Source organism: Desulfitobacterium sp. PCE1 (genome assembly GCF_000384015.1).
Taxonomy (GTDB): domain Bacteria; phylum Bacillota; class Desulfitobacteriia; order Desulfitobacteriales; family Desulfitobacteriaceae; genus Desulfitobacterium; species Desulfitobacterium dehalogenans.
Genome location: NZ_KB913023.1, coordinates 1,912,041 through 1,929,582 on the forward strand (window position 1 = coordinate 1,912,041; position 17,542 = coordinate 1,929,582).

General features: G+C 44.6%; 15 protein-coding genes. 11 read left to right on the forward strand and 4 right to left on the reverse strand.

Annotation, left to right across the window (positions count from 1 at the left end):
* Positions 1-37 precede the first annotated feature (37 nt).
* From DESPCE1_RS0109470 to DESPCE1_RS0109495, 6 genes are all read left to right on the forward strand, one after another.
* On the forward strand, positions 38-919 hold the full coding sequence (locus DESPCE1_RS0109470) for a diacylglycerol kinase family protein (protein ID WP_019850317.1): 882 nt from the start codon (positions 38-40) through the stop codon (positions 917-919).
* 158 nt (positions 920-1,077) lie between these two features.
* Positions 1,078-2,661 carry a CCA tRNA nucleotidyltransferase gene (locus DESPCE1_RS0109475; protein WP_172637605.1) on the forward strand — a complete coding sequence of 528 codons (1,584 nt, stop codon included), beginning with the start codon at positions 1,078-1,080 and terminating at the stop codon, positions 2,659-2,661.
* A gap of 63 nt (positions 2,662-2,724) precedes the next feature.
* Positions 2,725-3,378 carry a flavin reductase gene (locus tag DESPCE1_RS0109480; protein ID WP_028305526.1) on the forward strand — a complete coding sequence of 218 codons (654 nt, stop codon included), beginning with the start codon at positions 2,725-2,727 and terminating at the stop codon, positions 3,376-3,378.
* A gap of 31 nt (positions 3,379-3,409) precedes the next feature.
* Entirely contained in the window at positions 3,410-3,766 is a 357-nt protein-coding gene (locus DESPCE1_RS0109485; protein ID WP_019850320.1) for a DUF5412 domain-containing protein, read from the forward strand.
* 165 nt (positions 3,767-3,931) lie between these two features.
* A complete protein-coding gene (gene queG / locus DESPCE1_RS0109490; protein ID WP_019850321.1) occupies positions 3,932-4,984 on the forward strand; it encodes a tRNA epoxyqueuosine(34) reductase QueG in 1,053 nt (350 codons plus the stop codon).
* Between the two features lie 236 nt (positions 4,985-5,220).
* Positions 5,221-5,589 (forward strand): YkvA family protein, encoded by a 369-nt coding sequence (locus tag DESPCE1_RS0109495; RefSeq protein ID WP_019850322.1) that lies wholly within the window; start codon positions 5,221-5,223, stop codon positions 5,587-5,589.
* A gap of 346 nt (positions 5,590-5,935) precedes the next feature.
* Here DESPCE1_RS0109495 and DESPCE1_RS0109500 read toward each other — a convergent pair whose 3' ends face one another.
* Together DESPCE1_RS0109500 and DESPCE1_RS0109505 are read right to left on the reverse strand one after the other, a co-directional pair.
* Complete coding sequence (locus tag DESPCE1_RS0109500) at positions 5,936-6,358, reverse strand: hypothetical protein (protein ID WP_019850323.1); 423 nt, start codon at positions 6,356-6,358, stop codon at positions 5,936-5,938.
* 207 nt (positions 6,359-6,565) lie between these two features.
* Positions 6,566-7,261, reverse strand: coding sequence for a DUF421 domain-containing protein (locus tag DESPCE1_RS0109505; RefSeq protein ID WP_014793791.1), 696 nt, complete (start codon positions 7,259-7,261; stop codon positions 6,566-6,568).
* A gap of 342 nt (positions 7,262-7,603) precedes the next feature.
* On the opposite strand from DESPCE1_RS0109505, the gene DESPCE1_RS0109515 reads away from it, so the two are divergent.
* The 5 genes from DESPCE1_RS0109515 (at position 7,604) to DESPCE1_RS22100 (ending at position 15,240) form a co-directional block, all read left to right on the forward strand.
* Positions 7,604-8,092: a MarR family winged helix-turn-helix transcriptional regulator gene (locus tag DESPCE1_RS0109515; RefSeq protein WP_019850325.1), complete on the forward strand. Its 489-nt coding sequence runs from the start codon at positions 7,604-7,606 to the stop codon at positions 8,090-8,092.
* Between the two features lie 4 nt (positions 8,093-8,096).
* Positions 8,097-9,458, forward strand: coding sequence for a serine hydrolase (locus tag DESPCE1_RS0109520; RefSeq protein WP_019850326.1), 1,362 nt, complete (start codon positions 8,097-8,099; stop codon positions 9,456-9,458).
* Positions 9,459-10,133: 675 nt separating this feature from the next.
* Positions 10,134-11,066 (forward strand): helix-turn-helix domain-containing protein, encoded by a 933-nt coding sequence (locus tag DESPCE1_RS0109525; protein ID WP_019850327.1) that lies wholly within the window; start codon positions 10,134-10,136, stop codon positions 11,064-11,066.
* Between the two features lie 161 nt (positions 11,067-11,227).
* Positions 11,228-11,722 carry a hypothetical protein gene (locus tag DESPCE1_RS0109530; protein ID WP_019850328.1) on the forward strand — a complete coding sequence of 165 codons (495 nt, stop codon included), beginning with the start codon at positions 11,228-11,230 and terminating at the stop codon, positions 11,720-11,722.
* Positions 11,723-11,835: 113 nt separating this feature from the next.
* On the forward strand, positions 11,836-15,240 hold the full coding sequence (locus DESPCE1_RS22100; protein ID WP_019850329.1) for an S-layer homology domain-containing protein: 3,405 nt from the start codon (positions 11,836-11,838) through the stop codon (positions 15,238-15,240).
* Positions 15,241-15,758: 518 nt separating this feature from the next.
* Here DESPCE1_RS22100 and DESPCE1_RS0109540 read toward each other — a convergent pair.
* The gene (locus tag DESPCE1_RS0109540; protein WP_019850330.1) at positions 15,759-16,922 is read right to left on the reverse strand and encodes an aminotransferase class I/II-fold pyridoxal phosphate-dependent enzyme; all 1,164 of its coding nucleotides are present in this window, start codon (positions 16,920-16,922) and stop codon (positions 15,759-15,761) included.
* Complete coding sequence (locus DESPCE1_RS0109545) at positions 16,919-17,416, reverse strand: Lrp/AsnC family transcriptional regulator (RefSeq protein ID WP_014793796.1); 498 nt, start codon at positions 17,414-17,416, stop codon at positions 16,919-16,921. Before DESPCE1_RS0109545 ends, DESPCE1_RS0109540 begins: the two co-directional genes overlap by 4 nt.
* Positions 17,417-17,542 lie beyond the last annotated feature (126 nt).

Sequence of the window (17,542 nt, forward strand, 5' to 3'; positions counted from 1 at the left end):
TCATGTGAGTTTTTGGTTACCAAAGGAGATATGTTCAATGAATAGGAAGAAGCTTCGCCTAATCTATAATCCCTATGCGGGTCGTCGTCGCTTAATCCAGGAGATGGATACGGCCATTCGCGTATTTCAGGAAGGAGGATATGGAGTCACTGTTCATAGGACAGAATCTCCCACTGATATTGAGTACACTTCTTCCCTGAGCACGGATGTGGAATGCTTGGTTATTGCTGGAGGAGACGGCAGTATTCATCAGGCGGTCAATGGGTTGATGAAGATACCTTCCTCCCAGCGCCCGGTTTTGGGCATCCTGCCTGTAGGAACAGCCAATGATTTGGCTTTCGGACTTCGTCTGCCGCAGAAAATTTCTGAGGCCTGTAAGGTTATTGTTCAGGGCTCCCCTTTTGAGATGGATTTGGGAGAGGTTAATGAACGTTATTTTGTCAATGTGTTTAGTGCCGGTTTACTGACCGATGTCTCCCCCAAGGTGGATGTGCATGTCAAAAACCGCTTAGGTCAGTTGGCCTACTATTTAAAGGGCATCGAGACCTTACCCACCTATCGCCCCTTCAAGGTTGAGTATGAGCTGAATGGAACCACTATCAACGAAGAAGCTATGCTCATTCTGGCAGTCAATGGGATTTCTGTAGGTGGGTTTAGACAATTGGTCCCCAAAGCTTCCCTGATCGATGGAAAACTGGATTTTGTCATCGTCCGTCATAGCGGCTGGCCGGATACCATGCGCATGCTTCTTCACTTAGTGGGCGGAGGTAAAATGAGCAGCGATCAAATCGTTCAATTCCAGACTTCAGAGCTTAAAGTGTTTACTGAGCGGCCTGTTTTCTCAGATTTAGATGGGGAGTGGGGACCGGACAGCCCTTGGGAGATTAAGATAGGTCCCAAGCTTACCGTGCTTTGTTAAGGGGCCCCTGCGGGTCCCTTTTTTGCACTGTCAGAAAGTATAAGCTTGCGCTATATACTTTCTAAGCATAAGGGCAACTAGGCAGCCGCCTTCACCAGAGGCTTGGCGCCAGCCAAGTTTTCTTTACACTCTATGATTTTCATGCCAAAAGGGGGGGGATGGATATGGACTCATTTCAGGAAGAAATAATTGAAAAGATATCCGCTATAGCCCCCTTTTACATAGTAGGTGGAACCGTCCGGGATCAGTTGCTCAATCGCTCCAGCAAGGATGTGGATGGAATTATTCCCATGGACTTGGACGAAGTGGAAAAATACTTGCTGGAGTGGGGGTATCATCCACTGAAAATAGGAGCTAAACATCAAACCCTTAGTGTGTTTCGGCGAGGAGAGCGTATTGATATTAACTCTTTTGGCGGCGACCTTAAGGTGGATGCTTTAAGAAGGGACTTTACCATCAATGCGATATTTCAAGACGCCCGAACCGGAGAATTGATTGATCCTCTCCAGGGAAGAAAGGATCTGGAAAATAAACTTCTGCGGGCTTGTGGCAATCCTCGGGAGCGATTTATGGAGGATCCTGTTCGGATTCTCCGCTTGGTGCGTTTCAGTGTTCAATATGGAATGGAAATTGAAGAGGAAACCTTTAGGGCGGCTCAGAGTCTTTTAGCTGAGCTAAGAAGTGTGGCCAGTGAGCGAACTTCTGAAGAATTGAGCCGGATCTTAACCCTGGATGACCCGGCAGCGGGTATTCGTCTGCTGGACGAGCTGGGGTACCTGACACTATTTTTGCCGGAGCTGGCCAGGTTACAGGGTTTAGCCCAGAACCGTTATCATACAAAGGATGCCTGGGAGCACACCTTACAGGTGCTGGCCAATACTCCGTCACAGCTTATTCTGCGCTTGGCCGGACTTTTTCATGATCTGGGAAAATGGGAAGTGGCCAGCCGGGAATGTTATGTCTGGGGAAAATGCTGCGCAGAGGATCATGGATATTATATCGGAGAGTTTCAGATTCTCGGGCGTCAGCTGCATCGCTATCACGGAGACTATGTAGAGGTACATGGAACCCGCTTGGATCATTATCCTCAGATCATTCAAGTAAAGCGTATTCGCAGGGACCCTTCTTGCCGAAGGGGATTTGAATGGGTTCGGGACGGAAAACGCCATTTTCTTGGCCATGAGAAAGAAAGCGGACGCCTTGCCCGCCGGATTTTATCCCGTTTTCGCTTTTCTATGGTTTTAGGAAAAGAAGGTGAGGGCGGAGAAAAGGATCTGGTATGGCTGGTAGAAAACCATATGAGTGGGACTTTGAATTTTTTATCGGAACTTCGCGGCGAAGGTAATACCATGCTGTTGAACCATAAAATGAGAGGGTTCGTCTGGGAGAAAGGATGGGACGGCCGATCCTATCGCTTGGAAAGAGTTTATCAGTTTTTGGAACTATGGCGGGCTGATTTTTATGGAGGGAAGAAACGGGAGCCCAGGGAGGAAAAAATCTTCAACGAACTCTTAGGAAAGCTTCAGGATACAAGCTGTGCAGTACAAAAACGTCACCAGGAACTGGTGTGGGATGAATTGGAGAAATTTGCCCAGGAGCACAAGATCAAGGGAAGGGAATGGGGAGACTTTAAAGAGAGCTTAAGAAGGGCGCTTGTTGTCAGCGTCGATTGGATTCCCCTTACCATGGAATTTCTCGAGAAGGAATACAAACATTTTAAAGGAAAAGAAAAAAGATATTGACCAATTAATGGTTAATGCAATATGCTTAATGAAATTATGGAAGAGAGAAAGAGAGTGAAGGGTATGAGTACAAAATGGAGATGTGTGATCTGCGGTTATATTCATGAAGGAGAGAATCCTCCAGAAAGTTGTCCCCTTTGTGGAGCAGGCCCGGATCAATTTGAAAAGCTCGAAGGAGCAGAACAGCCTGAAGTCCAAGCAAAGCAGAACACGAACCAGCCTGCAGCGGCAGCACCGGCTTTGGAGAGGGAACAAGCCATTATTCAGGCCCTCTACAGTATTTCTTATGGACTGTTTATCATTACGGCCCATGCCGATGGTATGGATAATGGACAATGCGCCAATACCTGTTTCCAAATCACAGCTGAGCCCCCGCGGATAGCGATCGGTATCAATAAGAACAACTATACTCATGAGCTCATCAGCACAAGCGGTCAATTCGGGGTGTCTGTCCTGAATCAGCAAGGTCATGATTATGTTCGGCGTTTTGGTTATCGCTCCGGACGGGATGGGAGTAAATTTGCGGACTTTCCCGATGTTCATCGGGGTCCATCTGGAATTCTCCTGCTGGACAATGCCGTAGCGACCTTGGAAGCAGAAGTCATCGGTCAACTGGATGCCGGGACCCATACCCTGTTCCTGGGAGAGATCAAAAATGCAGAAGTTCGGCAAAAGGCCGAGCCCATGACTTATGCCTATTTTAGGGCCACTAAGTAAATGCTCATTTATATTATGCGAGGCAATTAGCATGAGAAAGAAAACAAGGGCAGTGTCTATCATTCTCATCTTGCTAATGGGAATTATAACATATGGTATCTATTGGGCATTTTTTGACGTACAACGTATTAATGGGCAGGAAAGATTGACGGAATTGGCTTCACCTAAAAGCACGTATACTGTTACAGCTTATTTAAACAATGGTGGGGCTACAACTGATTACGCTGTTTTATGTATGGTGACCCATAATAAAACAAACAAACAAAAAAATATCTACTGGAATTCTCCTTGTCAAACTGCATCTGTCGAATGGATAGATGATGTAACGGTAGTTATTAATGAAGTTAAGCTTGACGTTCGTAATGATGTTTTCGACTATAGAAGATGATAATTCTAATTTTGAAGTGAAGCGGGATAGTTGCTCTCTTGATTTGAGATTTATCATGAAATGAAATAAAATAAGGTTATTCAAGAGAGAAGCAAGGACTTTGAATAGATGGATTCAGAGTCCTTTGTTCCGTTAGCGGAGGATTTATAGAGAGGGGGGATTTCGGTGGAGGAAAAAGAAGGGGCACTATGGAAAGAGCGTATACGACATTTGGCTTTGGAGTCAGGTTTTGCAGCTGTAGGATTTACCCATGCCGAACCTATTGAAGGGTTGTACGAATTTTTGGAGGAGCGCAGTGCTCAGGGTTATCATACATCTTTTGAGGAGAAGGAACTCCGAAAAAGAGTGGATCCTAAAGCAATTTGGCCGGCCTGTGAGACCGTGGTGGTTTTGGCCTATCCTCTGGCTTATTGGAGTCCGCCCCAAAGGGGAGAAGGGGTTCTGGCTAGATCGGCGGTGGGAGAGGATTATCATAGTCAGGTTAGGAGAGCCTTGTGCCGATTGGCCGATTCCCTTGGGGAAGCAGGGTGGAGGGGAGAAAACCCTCAAACCCAGGTGGATACAGGCCCCCTTAATGAACGGGCTTTAGCCGCCAGGGCTGGGCTGGGGTGGATAGGGAAGAATCAGCAGTTGATTGTTCCCGGGGTTGGTTCTTTTGTGGCCTTAGGGTTAATGCTCTTAGATAGAGCTTTACCGCCGGATGAACCTCTTGATGGTCAATGCGGAAATTGTACGCGATGCATTGCAGTTTGCCCGGCACAAATTTTAGGGGCAATGCATTTTCGAGCCAATCAATGTCTTTCTTACCTGACCCAAAGCAAGGAGCCTTTAACAGAGCAGCAAAGAGCGGCCTTAGGCAATCGGATCTTTGGGTGTGATACCTGCCAGGAAGCCTGTCCTCATAACCGATTAAGATTGGCTGGGGAAGAGGAACCCATCGACCTGGATAAGGTCAAGGGTGATAGTCAAGCAGAGTTGAGGAAGGAAGGACGGAGGGGAGTGGACCTCTGGGAAACCCTGAACCTAACTAAAAGTCAATTCAATCAACAATGGAGAGGGACAGCAGCTGGATGGAGGGGAAAGGGGATACTCCAAAGGAATGCTTATATTGCCTTAAAGAATCTACAGGACCTTCGTCTGCAAAGCTGGGAGAAAGATCGAACCGAGCAGGACATTCCTAAGCTAATCCAACCTTATTTTGACAGGGGAGATAAGTAGTATGTACTCTAAAGGCGATTTTGATCTGTTTCATTTAAGAAGATTCATAAGTATATTCGGTGATATTTACGAATGGGCCGGCGAACGTTAGGTCAGTCGGTATGGGTTTTGCCCATGTGCGAAAGGAATGAGGCTTTCGCGCTGGAAATTTCAAATGAAATCCTGTAAAATGGGGGCGAATCTTTCTGGTGAAGATGACCCCTCATGATGAAATTACTTAATAAAGGGGAAAATCCATGACCTTAAAAGAAAGAGCAAAAAAGTTAAAAAAGGATATTCCCGCAGTGTTTCTCTCTTTAAAGAAAAAGGAAACGCCAATACTTGCAAAAATATGCGCAGGGTTTACCATCGTTTACGCTTTATCGCCCATTGACATTATTCCAGATTTTATTCCGGTGCTCGGTTATCTGGATGATTTAATTATCCTGCCCATGCTGGTGGCGTTGACGATCAAGCTGATTCCCCATGACGTTTTTGAGCAATGTCGAAATGAATCCGAAGGACTATGGCAGGGCGGAAAGCCGAAAAAATGGTATTATGCTCTACCCATTGTTGCTCTTTGGTTAGTCATTTTATATTTGATTGTAAAAGCAATAGGGTTTTAATCTGTACCACATAAAAATAGCATAGTTCGAGGAATAGGCATTGCCACCACAAAGTTGATGACTCATTATCTGTTCCACTAATTAGCATGGTAGAAATTGAATAACAAGTATGAAACTGAACAGAAACTTCTGATGAGGAAGCGGCTAAAATAAATCAGTGTTTCATATGGCTTTCCGCGTTCATTTTAGTTCTGAATATATAGTATAAGCTTAATATGAAGCAGTCAAATTCCAGTTTATAGTTTAAATTTAAGAAAGACATTCCCTGCTCGAAAAATCTTTTTTTCATTATTATTTTAAATGAAAAAAGAGACTATGCAGAGCACAGTCCTTTTTTGACTCCTGATTAAACGCCGGCCAGGAATTTATGGAGCTTATGAATACCGTTGCCGAGCAGCATCATCGGGCAGGCCACGGCAGGTTCCAGACCTGCCTTACGGCACGTTTCAATATCTGCCGGCTCGACGTCCTTTTTACTGTGAAACAGAACTCTCTGGACGCCGTTGTCTTTCATGACCGTGATCCATGGCGCGATCTTGCCTTTCGCGAGGTAAATGTACGCGCATTTTGGTACTCTGGGCAGCTCGTCAAAACTTTTATAGATTTTGATGTCCAGATCACCGGTCGTATCGGCATTCATGGCGTAGACCCGTATGTTGTTTTTCACAAAAGCCGATAGGATCATCTTCATCGAAGGATCTTTTTGGAGCGGATAACCGAGGATTAATACCTCGTTGCCGCTGAAAAACTCTTTTGTCAGCTTGGCCATTTTCATCCCCCCTTTGCATTCATGCAAAATGAAGTTCCCTTACTTTTTCCCCATTCTGGAATCTTTCTGTTCTTCGCTTTTCTTCTGAGACAAATCTTATACTATGGCAGCTTCCGTGTCAATAAATCCCAATAATGATACCATCATTGTAGAAAAGCTCTATCGGCACCTCTTCTACTTGATCATCACACTAGAAATAAATACATATTAAGGGGAAGTACCTTCTTTATAATATTTGTCAATAAAGAGTTGGCCGTCACTCTGAATTTCAGCATAAAATACTTCACTGACTGAATCGATCCCAGCTTTTCTTAGTTCCTGATATACCCACTGGTAACTGAGGTCATACTCCAAAAGGGTTTTTTTAACTATTTTACCTTCAATAATAATCTCGGTTGGAATATGTAAACTCTTTGTCTGCGGAATGTTCATATCTTGTTTAGTAACGGTTTGGTGTGCCTGCTTTTTGTACACGCTAAGTTTACCGTCAGTTTCAATTATCGCGTAGTCTACTTCTTTGAGCGAAAAAACATTGTTATTTCTAAGCATTGTCATTAAGTGGTCCAAACTTAACCTCATTCTGGACATAACCTTTGGTTGAATTTTTCCCTTTTTAATAACAATAGTCGGCTCTCCACTTAAGATTTTTCTGAGCTTTACTGACTTTAAACTGATAAACTCAACCAAAATGGTTAATGCGGTCCAAAGAATCAAACTGACTAAACCTTCCATCGTCTTTACTGTTTTGTCACTTGCAAGTCCTGCGGCGATATTCCCAAAAGTTATGCCTGTAATATAATTAAAAAATGTAAGATGGCTGAGTTGTTTTTTTCCTAAAAGCCGGGTCAGGATTAATAGAGCAAAGAATGCCAATACTGTCCGCAAGAGAATGTCGTATTCCATATAGAATCTCCCTTATCTGGTTAAATCGATGTATTTAATAATATGGTTCCCAAAACCTTAAAATATGCTACTACTGCCATATAAGGTTATTATTGGTATAAAATTTCCCGCATTTAAAGAATCCTACCTTTACTGATAGACGATGAAAAACACCAGCGTAGCAGGGGAAATAAAAAAAGGAAGCAGAATGATATGCTTCCTTTTTTATATGAGCTTAAAAATACACAATGCAATATAAATGGTATATATCGAAATTGCGGCAAGCAGATCCTAAAAGTACTTGATAATATAGTAGATGCCTTTATAATTAAGTTAGCTTAATTATAAAAAGGGGGCAAAGCCTTGGTTTCGAAGATAGATAATCAGAACGAAAATGAATTGTTCAATTTGGTTACAGAAATTAATGAGATAACGTATTCCATGAATGCTCGTTTGATGAAAGAGCATCAGTCTTTAGTTAATGAAGACCTTTCAACCAAGCAAATTATTTTAATGGATTTAGTAAAAAAAGAATCTCAGTTATCAATAAGTCAACTGGCTGAATCGATGAATGTTACTTCAAGTGCTGTTAGTCAGATCGTCTCCAAATTAGAAAGAGAGAAATATCTATTAAGAACAATTAATCCTAACAATAGAAGAGAAATAATTGTGCAATTGGACGAGCGAGGATGCCATTACTATGCAAAGGAAGAAGAGATTAACAAGGAAATTGTGAATCGTTTTTATTCTCGTATGAAAATGGAGGACTTAATACAATTACGAGACATTTTAGTAAAACTCAATCATGTGGTCGAAGAGGAATTATCGAGACAAGAAATAAAAGGAAAATGAAAAAATGAAAGATAAAAGAGCAAGACTAAAAGAGTTTTTCGCAAAACTTCAATCTGAACAATTGATTAATGGAACTGCCTTAATAGCTAAGGATGGTGAAATATTATATAAGGGAGCTTTTGGCGAGGCTGAACTCGATCCGAAACGAAAACTAAAAATAAATTCGATATTTAACCTCGCATCTGTTTCAAAACCGATAACTGCCTTGGGTGCAATGTTATTGGTACAGGCCAACAAACTTTCTCTTGATGACCCTATAGAAAAATGGTTGCCTAATATTCCTTATAAAGGGGTTACTGTAAGACAATTATTAAATCACACTTCTGGGTTACCCGATTATTTGGAGTTATTCGCATGTCACTGGAATAAATCCCAAATAGCAGTGAACCAAGACTTATTGGAGCTACTCATTAAGTATAAACCTGAACGGTTATTCGAGCCTAACGAGCGTATGGAATATAGCAATACAGGTTATGTCATGCTTGCTCTTATTATTGAAAAGGTTTCGGGTCTTTCGTTTGCAGAGTATATGAAAATAAATATCTTTTTACCTGTTGGAATGCAGCATACTGAAGTATTTTGTCCAAGATTAAGTGAACAGGCTATGGATAATTATGCTTATGGTTATATTTTCGACGTGTACAAAGGTAAACATGTTTTGCCGGATGAATTTCCCGAAACAGATTTTGTTGTTTATCTCGATGGGATTGTTGGAGATGGAGCGATTCATTCGACAGTCGAAGACCTTTATTTACTTGACCGGGGATTGAGAAATGGAACACTTATTAATGACACTTTATTGGAGGAAGCCTATTCTCCAGTTTCGCCAAAACTTGAAAATCCTTTTAAATACGGATTTGGATGGATTTTAGAGAACGAAAAGAAAAGGGGAAGGGCTGTGTGGCACAGCGGTGGTTGGCCAGGTTATGCTACATTCTTTAAAAGATACATTGATAATGATCTAGTGATTATTTTTTTAAGAAACAAAGAACAGGACTTTGATTTTGAACAATCTATTATAGAATCAATGGAGAATATACTTTTTGATGAACCATATGAGACTCCTCAAGTACCAGAATTTCAAAAAGCAAAAGTACTGCATCCTGAGATTTTAAACAGATATGTTGGCGAATATCAATTAGAAGAGCATACTGAATTGATTGCAAAGGTTACCCTGAAAGATCAGCGGCTATTCCTTGAACTGCCAGGATCAATGAAACTTGAAATGTACGCATCTTCAGATAATGAGTTTTTCCTTCGCAGCTTATCGGTAACCATTAATTTTACAAATGACGGTGTTAATTATTATTTGACTATTAATGATGGCGGTAATTCTCAAACTGCTAAGTTGATTGCGAGACATTAAATCCTACTGCTTTGAGGTTTTGGAGTAAATACTTTGATAATTATACATATAGTTATGCCAGAAGAATTGATGAAAGAGTGCTTGGCTATGATTCGGTTTCTTTCAAAGCTTAAGGGCGCTTTCGGCGTTTCAGAACGATAAGGTAAGATAAATTGCACAAAAAGAAAAGGACATGGTTTGCAGACCTCTGTCAGAATGAAGTCACCACACACCATTCAGTGAGGAGAACACAAACCATGTCTAAAAAGAGGCGGATAGACTCACCTAAACCGCCCGATAGGCAGGATTGTTGCACAGGGAACGCCGCCGCAGATTTTAGAAAATAGAAACAGTGGAATAGATCGGCAACAAGCTGATGGGTGTGGCTGAGTGCTATGTGCAGGGAAATTTAAGCGATGCAACTACCGTTGCTCCCGATACCGCCATTGCCCGTGCCGACTTCCTCATGGCACTTGGCAGCATTTAACTATGATTTCTAAAAAACTGAACAGTATTTGCGTGATCCCCTCGCTTAACATGAAATAAGTGAGGGGATTTTATATACGCCCTTTTGCTCCTTGTCAATCTCCCTGATTTCTTTTAGCGGCAAACATAGATGCGGTATCATACGCATAAACGTATTATACTGTAACTGAAAGAGTTTATTATTTTGTGTGACTGGGAAGGGATGATTTTATGGAATATATTACAGTTCAGGAGACAGCGGAAAAGTGGGGTGTTTCCATCCGGAGAATACAGTATCTTTGCGGACACAATATGATACTGGGTGCTGTACGGTTTGGCAAGGTCTGGAGTATTCCCAAAGAAGCAGAAAAGCCCAAGGACAGCAGATATAAAACACACGAAGAAAAACAAAAGAGCATTGCCCAGTCTTTAAAGTCTGTGGGCCAAAATAAAGAGGTATTCGAAAAAATTGTGGAGTTCTTTCCTTATCCAATCCAGGTATTCACACCGGATGGAACTTCTGTTATAACCAATGAAGCCTTTTTGAGAGTCTTTAAAATACCAAGTAAGCATATCATTAACGGAAAATATAACATTTTGCAGGATTCTGACACGGAAAAGTGGGGAACAAAGGAATATTTATTAAGGGCTTTTCAAGGTGAAGCGATTCAGCTCAATGATATTAAGGTACCCACTGGGGACCTCAGTAATAAATGCAGCGACAAGGAGTTACGCTTTGAGAGCATCTTTCAAAATATTACGGCCATCCCTATTTACAATGATCATAATCAATTGGCATATGTAGTGTCCGTCTTTATTACATCAAGGCATTACCACGACAGGGAAGAAATCATGAACAGCAAAGAGTACATAGAAAGCCATTGGCTGAAGGAATTCGACATCGACGAAGTCGCAGCCTTTGTCAGCCTGAGCAAATATCATTTAACACGTTTGTTTAAAAAGCATACAGGTTTCACGCCATACGGCTACTACCAGGACATCAAAATAAACAAGCTCAAGGAAAAGCTGTGCGATATCAATTTGTCCATATCCCGGGCATTTGCAGATTGCGGTGTGGATTATAACGGAAATTTCGCAAAGATATTTAAAGAAAAAGTTGGTATGACCCCTTCTCAGTACAAGGCTTCAGTTACAAAAAGGTAAAAAATACGCGTAAAGCTTCCAAAATAACCGTCATGGTATTGGAAGCTTTTTTTATACAGCATAGCAACAGCTTAACTAAAATGAGCATTGGTTCAGTATCTCAATTCCCATTATTTGTGTATGATTGAGCTACGGAAATACTCTTAAATGAGAGGTGTGCAATGACCGGAAAGAATGCGAGAGAGCAGCCGCTTGAAGAACTGGCTGAAATGTTTAAAGTCTTGCAGGATAAAGCGAAAACGCAAGCCCATGCAATTAAAAAATTTCAAAAGTTCATCAAAAGTGAAGGACTATTTTCACATGCCGTTAACTGCTTTCCATACCCTATGGCAGCATTTAAGTATGACGGAGATCTGGTATATATAAATAATGCTTTGTCTGATAAAACAGGCCTGTCTATTGCCGATCTGTCTAAGGCGAAGCACAGTATTCTAAACCGCATTACAGACCAGAACTTTCAGATCCTTGATGCTGTGGAGAACGTGTTTTTGGGAGAAACAGCCTTTTTAAGCAATTTGTCCGACCCGCTGGCAATGTTTATCAGCGATAGGTCGGATAAAAAGATATCTTTTCCAAGCTACCGGAATGCTGTCTTTTTTCCTATTCTTGAAGATGGGAATCAAATCACCCTTGGCGCCGCACTGTTCATGAAATAGAGAGAAACCTATTATGCCATTGCGGAAACGGGCGGTTCCCTTCCCTTTGCCTGCTCAGATGTGACGATGATCAAAGCCCAATAACAAAATATGAATGATTGGAGGAATAATTTATGAAAAAGCAAAATCCATGGAAATGGAATAAGCTCGTTGCCCTATGTTTGGTACTGGCAATGCTGGTGTGCACACCTCTTGGCGCAACCGGCACTTATGCCTTAGAAGGCGAGACTCAACTCGGCGACACCGCCCCGGTGCTCGGTGAAAGCCCACTGCCTGATAGCGGTCCGTCGCCCGGTGAGGGAAATTCGCAGCCTGATATTGCCACTCCTTCTGAAGTTCCTCCATTAGATGCAGGAACCCTGACGGAGCCGCAGAAGGTGGAGGTCGTAACGCCGGCAGCCGTTCTTGAAGTCTCCGATGCAGCTGCATTGGAAAGCGCGCTGGGCTCGGTACTGTACGGCGGCACCATTAAGCTGACAGGAAATATCACTTACCCTAAAGGCATTATGGTCAAAAATAAAACGGTCAGATTGGACATCGGCCCCTATACCTTGGATGTAAAGGCAGACACAGGTACTGGATTTGATGTGAGCGAGGCCGGTCATGTGGAGGTAATTGGTTCCGGCACACTCAACATTAACGGAGTTGATAACGGGCTTTGTGTGACAGACAAAGGTGTATTTACAGCCGACGCGGCCGTGACCTGTACAGTTCAGTGTAAGAACCAATACTATTATAACAATTACAGCCTGGGCAACGGCGTATATGTTTCCGGCGACAGCGAGGTTTCTCTGTCAGGAAATGTGACCGGCGCAATGAGCGGCGTCCAGACGGACGGTTCCGGCACTATCAGAATCAAAGGCGATGTGGAAGCGGCTGTGAATGATCTTTCTGCAGAGGGAATCTATGCCCGGGGCGGTACAGTGACCGTTGACGGCAACGTGAAGGCGCTGTACGGGCTGGGCATATATTGCGTGACGACAGGAGATGTGTCCGTCACGGGGGATGTGACAGGCTACAACCGTGGTGCAATTGCCAGCGGCTTCTCCAGTGTTTCGGACTGTACCGTCATGATTGGCGGAAATTTGAAGGTGACGGATACGGTTCATGGAAGGGGTGTGTTGTTTACAGGGTATGGAACGATCACCGTAGAGGGCGAGATCTTCGCTCCCATCTATATCAGCTATCCCCTCATACGTTATGACAAAGAGGATACGGTTCCCAGCGATAAGCCGGACTATCGAATGTACCAGATGCCGGGGTATGCGGGAATTGTTTATGTCAAGGACACCACAGCTTACACCATTACCGTTGTAAACGGCTCAGGCGGCGGCTATTACGCGCCGGGTGTGACCGTGGCCATTACGGCTAATATACCGGCACCCGGACAGCAGTTCAAGGAATGGAGCGTTACTCCATCCGTTACCTTTGTGGGCGACACAGCCTCGACGAGTTCCACGGCAAAATTCACCATGCCCGCACAGGCGGTCACGGCAACGGCAACCTATGAGGCTTTGCCCGTGAATAACTATTCTATCACCATCCAGACTGACGGTAATGGCACGGCAAACGCCAATATCAACTCTGCGGCACAGGGAACGGAAATCACCCTGACCTCCACGTCGCAAAGCGACTATCAGTTCAAGGAATGGCAGGTCGTCAGCGGAGGCGTGAGCATTACAAATAATAAATTTATCATGCCTGCGGCAAATGTAACTGTAAAGGCAATCTTTGAACCGATTCCAGCAACCACCTATACGGTGACGGTAAACGGGAGCAACGCGGGCACCACAGGTACCGGCAGCTATGCGCAGGGTACCGCCGTCGCCATCCATGCGGGCAGCCGAAGCGGTTACAGCTTCACCAGGTGGACTTCGTCAGACGGTGTGACCTTTGCAAACGTAAACAGCGCCAGTACCACCTTCACAATGCCAGGTAAGAATGTGGCCGTCACAGCGAATTGGAGTTATAACGGCGACTCGGGCGGTCCTTCCTCCGGTGGCGATGGTGGCAGTTATACTCCCCCCACATCAAACATCACCACCGACAAAAAGCCAAATCAGCCTACCATGGCATCTACGAATCTGGCCGCGCCGGTGGATAAGAATGGCGTTGCGGCCGTCACTATTACCGAAGCACAGGTTAAGGCACTGATCGATACTGCGAAAAAGGACGCTGAGAGTAAAGGGAAAACATTGGATGGTATCGGCGTTGCGTTTAAGATCCAATTCGGCGCAGACAGGAAAAGCGTCAGCGTGAAGCTGGATGAAAAAACCCTCGCCCTGCTGGAAAAGGAAGGCATGAAGCGCTTTGATGTGAACACTCCCCTTGCCAGCTTCTCCTTTGACGAAAGCGCCATCCAGGAAATGAAGACTCAGGCGTCGGAAACCGTCGCTATTAAGATAAAACCCGTCACAAAGCTGTCCGACGCAGTGAAGGTGCTGATTGGCAGTCGGCCTGTTTACGACCTGACCGTAAGCTATCAGAAAAACGGCAAGACCAAGTATATCACAAACTTCGGTAAGGGCGTGGTCACACTTGGCGTCGCTTATAAAGCGGATGAGGGTGAAAAGATCGGCAATCTCTATGGTGTATATGTGGGGAGAAATGGAAAACTACAATTGCTGGCCAATTCCAGCTACGCGGGAGGCAGTGTGATTTTTGGCAGAAGCAGCCTGTCAACTTATGGCATAGGCTACAAGGCCCCTGCTCCGGCTTTTACCGATACGGCAAAACACTGGGCAAAGGACAACATTGATTTTGTCGCCAGCCGTAGCCTGATTACAGGTATCAACTCAAAGACCTTTGCTCCCGATATGGCCATAACCCGCGCTGATTTCCTCATGGCGCTGGGCAAGCTTTCCGGCACAGATGTGAGCAGCTATAATACCAGTAGATTCACCGATGTCAAGAGCAACAACTCCGCCATGTCATATATCGAGTGGGCGGTTAAAAACCAGATTGTGCAGGGCATCGGTAATAACGAGTTCGGCCCCGGCCAGAAGATCAGCCGTCAGGAAATGGCGGTTATGATGCAAAACTACGCCAAGGCCACCGGATATAAACTGCCTGTCTCCATCGAAGCAGTCACTTTCTCGGATAGTGTGAAGATCGCTGCTTACGCTAAGGATGCGGTAACGACGATCCAACAGGCGGGCATCATGCAGGGTAAGGGCAATAATGTCTTTGATCCGAATAGCAGTGCAACCCGTGCGGAAGCTTCAACCATCCTGCGCCGCTTCGTGGAGCTTGTCATCGACGAGGGGACGGCACGCGGCTGGAGCCAGAATGACAGCGGCCAGTGGCGGTATATCAATGTAAGCGGCAAGACTGTCACCGGTTGGCTCACTGTGGGAGACGACAGATATTACTTTACTGCAAACGACCTGATGGTGTCCGGCAAGTGGCTGCAGATCAACGGCAAATGGTATTACTTCAATGCTGACGGCTCTCTTGCCATAAACACAAAAATAGACGGCTATGAGGTGGATGAAAACGGCGTGAGAAAAACAAAATGATTCCGTATAACACGGAAAAAGAAAAAGAAAGTATAGACATCAGGTGTCGTTATCATAATCGGTATTGCAATATTCGTATACAGCCTGATTAAAAAAGGCAACCGTATAAACTTAATCGAGGTGACCTTAAATGAAGAAGGTCAGAATTACAGTATACGAAAGGAATTCTATCCTGAATTTGCGGACAAATACCTAACAGAAGGCAGAAATGTCGGACCCTACCCATCGATGAACGAAGGGGACACATTCCTATTTGAAGGAGGAGCGGAAATGCCGAAAGGGCTTTGTCCCTGGGCATGGATCGATATTTATCGGGGCGTTAGTACTCTCTGCCGGTGCAACCCGACATAGGATCGATTCTTCCCATCTCTCCCGATGCTAGAGTGTAAGCATGGTAATCCCAATGCCGTCTATGTCATAGTCTCGTGGCCCGGAAAAGTAAAATACGCTGGAATAGGCCTGAACACCATGTTCAATAGGCACTATCCAGCGTATTTTGATGTTTACGGTAAAAGTTTCTACCCGATTCGTTTGCTGACAAATCGCTCCATCCGCGTTAAAGCTTCCTGAATCTGCTCCGTGGAGTAAGCATAGGAGCAGCGGATATGTCCTTCTCCCGAGGGGCCGAAAGCTGTGCCGGGAACCACGGCCACTTTTTCTTCCTTCAGGAGCTCATTGGCAAATTCCTCCGAGGTCATGCCGGTAGCTTTAATGCTGGGGAAGGTATAGAACGCGCCAAGAGGCTCGAAACAAGAAAGGCCCATTTTGCGGAAACCATGAACCATCAGACGGCGGCGGCGGTCATAGGTTGCCACCATATCCTGCATGGCCTGTTCGGCAGAGCGGACCGCCTCTAAAGCGGCCAACTGAGCGGTGATGGGTGCACAGAGCATAGTGTACTGGTGGATCCGGGTCATGGCCTGGATAAAGTCATGATGTCCGGCCACATAGCCGATTCTCCAGCCGGTCATGGCATAGGATTTGGAAAAACCACTGATATGTAAAGTGCGGTTTCTCATATTGGGCAAGCTGGCAAAGGCTGTATGGCTGCCGCTGTAACTCAAATCCGAATAGATCTCATCGGACAGGACAATCAGATCATGATCCTGAACAAACTTAGCAATAGGTTGGTAATCTTCCCAGGTCATAATAGCCCCGGTAGGGTTATTGGGATAGGAAAGTACCAAAACCTTAGAGTTGGGGGTATAGACCCGCTCCAGATCCTCTACCCGCAGACGGAAATCTTCCTCTTCCCGGGTGGGGATATAATGAACTTCGGCACCGGCAAGGGTAGCACATGGACCATAGGAGACGTAGGCAGGGTCTGTAAGCAGGAGGGCATCCCCTGGACTGAGCAGTGCGCGCATAGCCAGATCCACGGCTTCGCTGGCGCCTACGGTAATCAGGATTTCATCATTAGGGTTGTATTCAAGGCCCAGTTTTTTCTCCATATTCCAAGAAAGGGCCTGACGTAACTCCAGAAGTCCGGAGTTGCTGGTATACATGGTTTGGCCTTGCTCAAGGGAGAAAATGCCGCTTTCTCTCACTGTCCACGGAGTTACGAAATCCGGTTCACCGACACCGAGGGAAATAACATTTTTCATAGTTGAGACCAGGTCAAAGAATTTTCGAATTCCTGAGGGGGGCAAATTCGCCGCGATAGGTGAAAGATACTGATTCACGGTGAAATCACCAGCCTTTCAGGAATATCGTCCTCTCCAAGGAGCTCTACTCCATTTTCTTTATAGCGCCTAAGGATAAAATGGGTAGTTGTGTCGGTGACATGCTCCAGGGGAGCAAGTTTTTCCGCCACAAATAAGGCCACTTCCTGCATGGTTCTGCCCTCAATTAAAAGGGAAAGGTCATACCCTCCGGACATCAGGTAAACTGCTTTGATCTCAGGGAATTTCTGAAGACGGCGGGCTATTTTATCGAATCCATAACCTCTCTGAGGAAGAACTTTAACATCGATTAAAGCTGTCACTATGGGTTCACCGGTCCGCTCCCAATTGATCAGCGGAGAGTATTGAGCAATAACTTTTTCTTCTTCCCATTGCTTAATGCGCTCTTCTATAAATTCTTCCGACAAGCCGGTCTGAATCGAAAGCTCTTTAGTGGACAAGCGGAAATCCTGGGCAATGAGTTCGAGAAGCTTACGTTCATCATGTGTGAGCATGAACAAACTCCTTTCGTCTAATTTTAAAACATCATATCACACTATTCTGTAATACAACAAGAAAAAAATAGGAATTACACTATAGGACACATTGGTGTACAACAAAGACTATACACTTTGGATAAA

What these genes read in the sequence shown, in the direction of transcription:
- DESPCE1_RS0109470 (WP_019850317.1), top strand. Translation starts at nt 38, where the DNA reads ATGAATAGGAAGAAGCTTCGCCTAATCTATAATCCCTATGCGGGTCGT.
- DESPCE1_RS0109475 (WP_172637605.1), top strand. Translation starts at nt 1,078, where the DNA reads ATGGATATGGACTCATTTCAGGAAGAAATAATTGAAAAGATATCCGCT.
- DESPCE1_RS22100 (WP_019850329.1), top strand. Translation starts at nt 11,836, where the DNA reads ATGAAAAAGCAAAATCCATGGAAATGGAATAAGCTCGTTGCCCTATGT.
- DESPCE1_RS0109485 (WP_019850320.1), top strand. Translation starts at nt 3,410, where the DNA reads ATGAGAAAGAAAACAAGGGCAGTGTCTATCATTCTCATCTTGCTAATG.
- DESPCE1_RS0109525 (WP_019850327.1), top strand. Translation starts at nt 10,134, where the DNA reads ATGGAATATATTACAGTTCAGGAGACAGCGGAAAAGTGGGGTGTTTCC.
- DESPCE1_RS0109530 (WP_019850328.1), top strand. Translation starts at nt 11,228, where the DNA reads ATGACCGGAAAGAATGCGAGAGAGCAGCCGCTTGAAGAACTGGCTGAA.
- DESPCE1_RS0109495 (WP_019850322.1), top strand. Translation starts at nt 5,221, where the DNA reads ATGACCTTAAAAGAAAGAGCAAAAAAGTTAAAAAAGGATATTCCCGCA.
- DESPCE1_RS0109500 (WP_019850323.1), bottom strand. Translation starts at nt 6,358, where the DNA reads ATGGCCAAGCTGACAAAAGAGTTTTTCAGCGGCAACGAGGTATTAATC.
- DESPCE1_RS0109480 (WP_028305526.1), top strand. Translation starts at nt 2,725, where the DNA reads ATGAGTACAAAATGGAGATGTGTGATCTGCGGTTATATTCATGAAGGA.
- DESPCE1_RS0109520 (WP_019850326.1), top strand. Translation starts at nt 8,097, where the DNA reads ATGAAAGATAAAAGAGCAAGACTAAAAGAGTTTTTCGCAAAACTTCAA.
- DESPCE1_RS0109505 (WP_014793791.1), bottom strand. Translation starts at nt 7,261, where the DNA reads ATGGAATACGACATTCTCTTGCGGACAGTATTGGCATTCTTTGCTCTA.
- DESPCE1_RS0109545 (WP_014793796.1), bottom strand. Translation starts at nt 17,416, where the DNA reads ATGCTCACACATGATGAACGTAAGCTTCTCGAACTCATTGCCCAGGAT.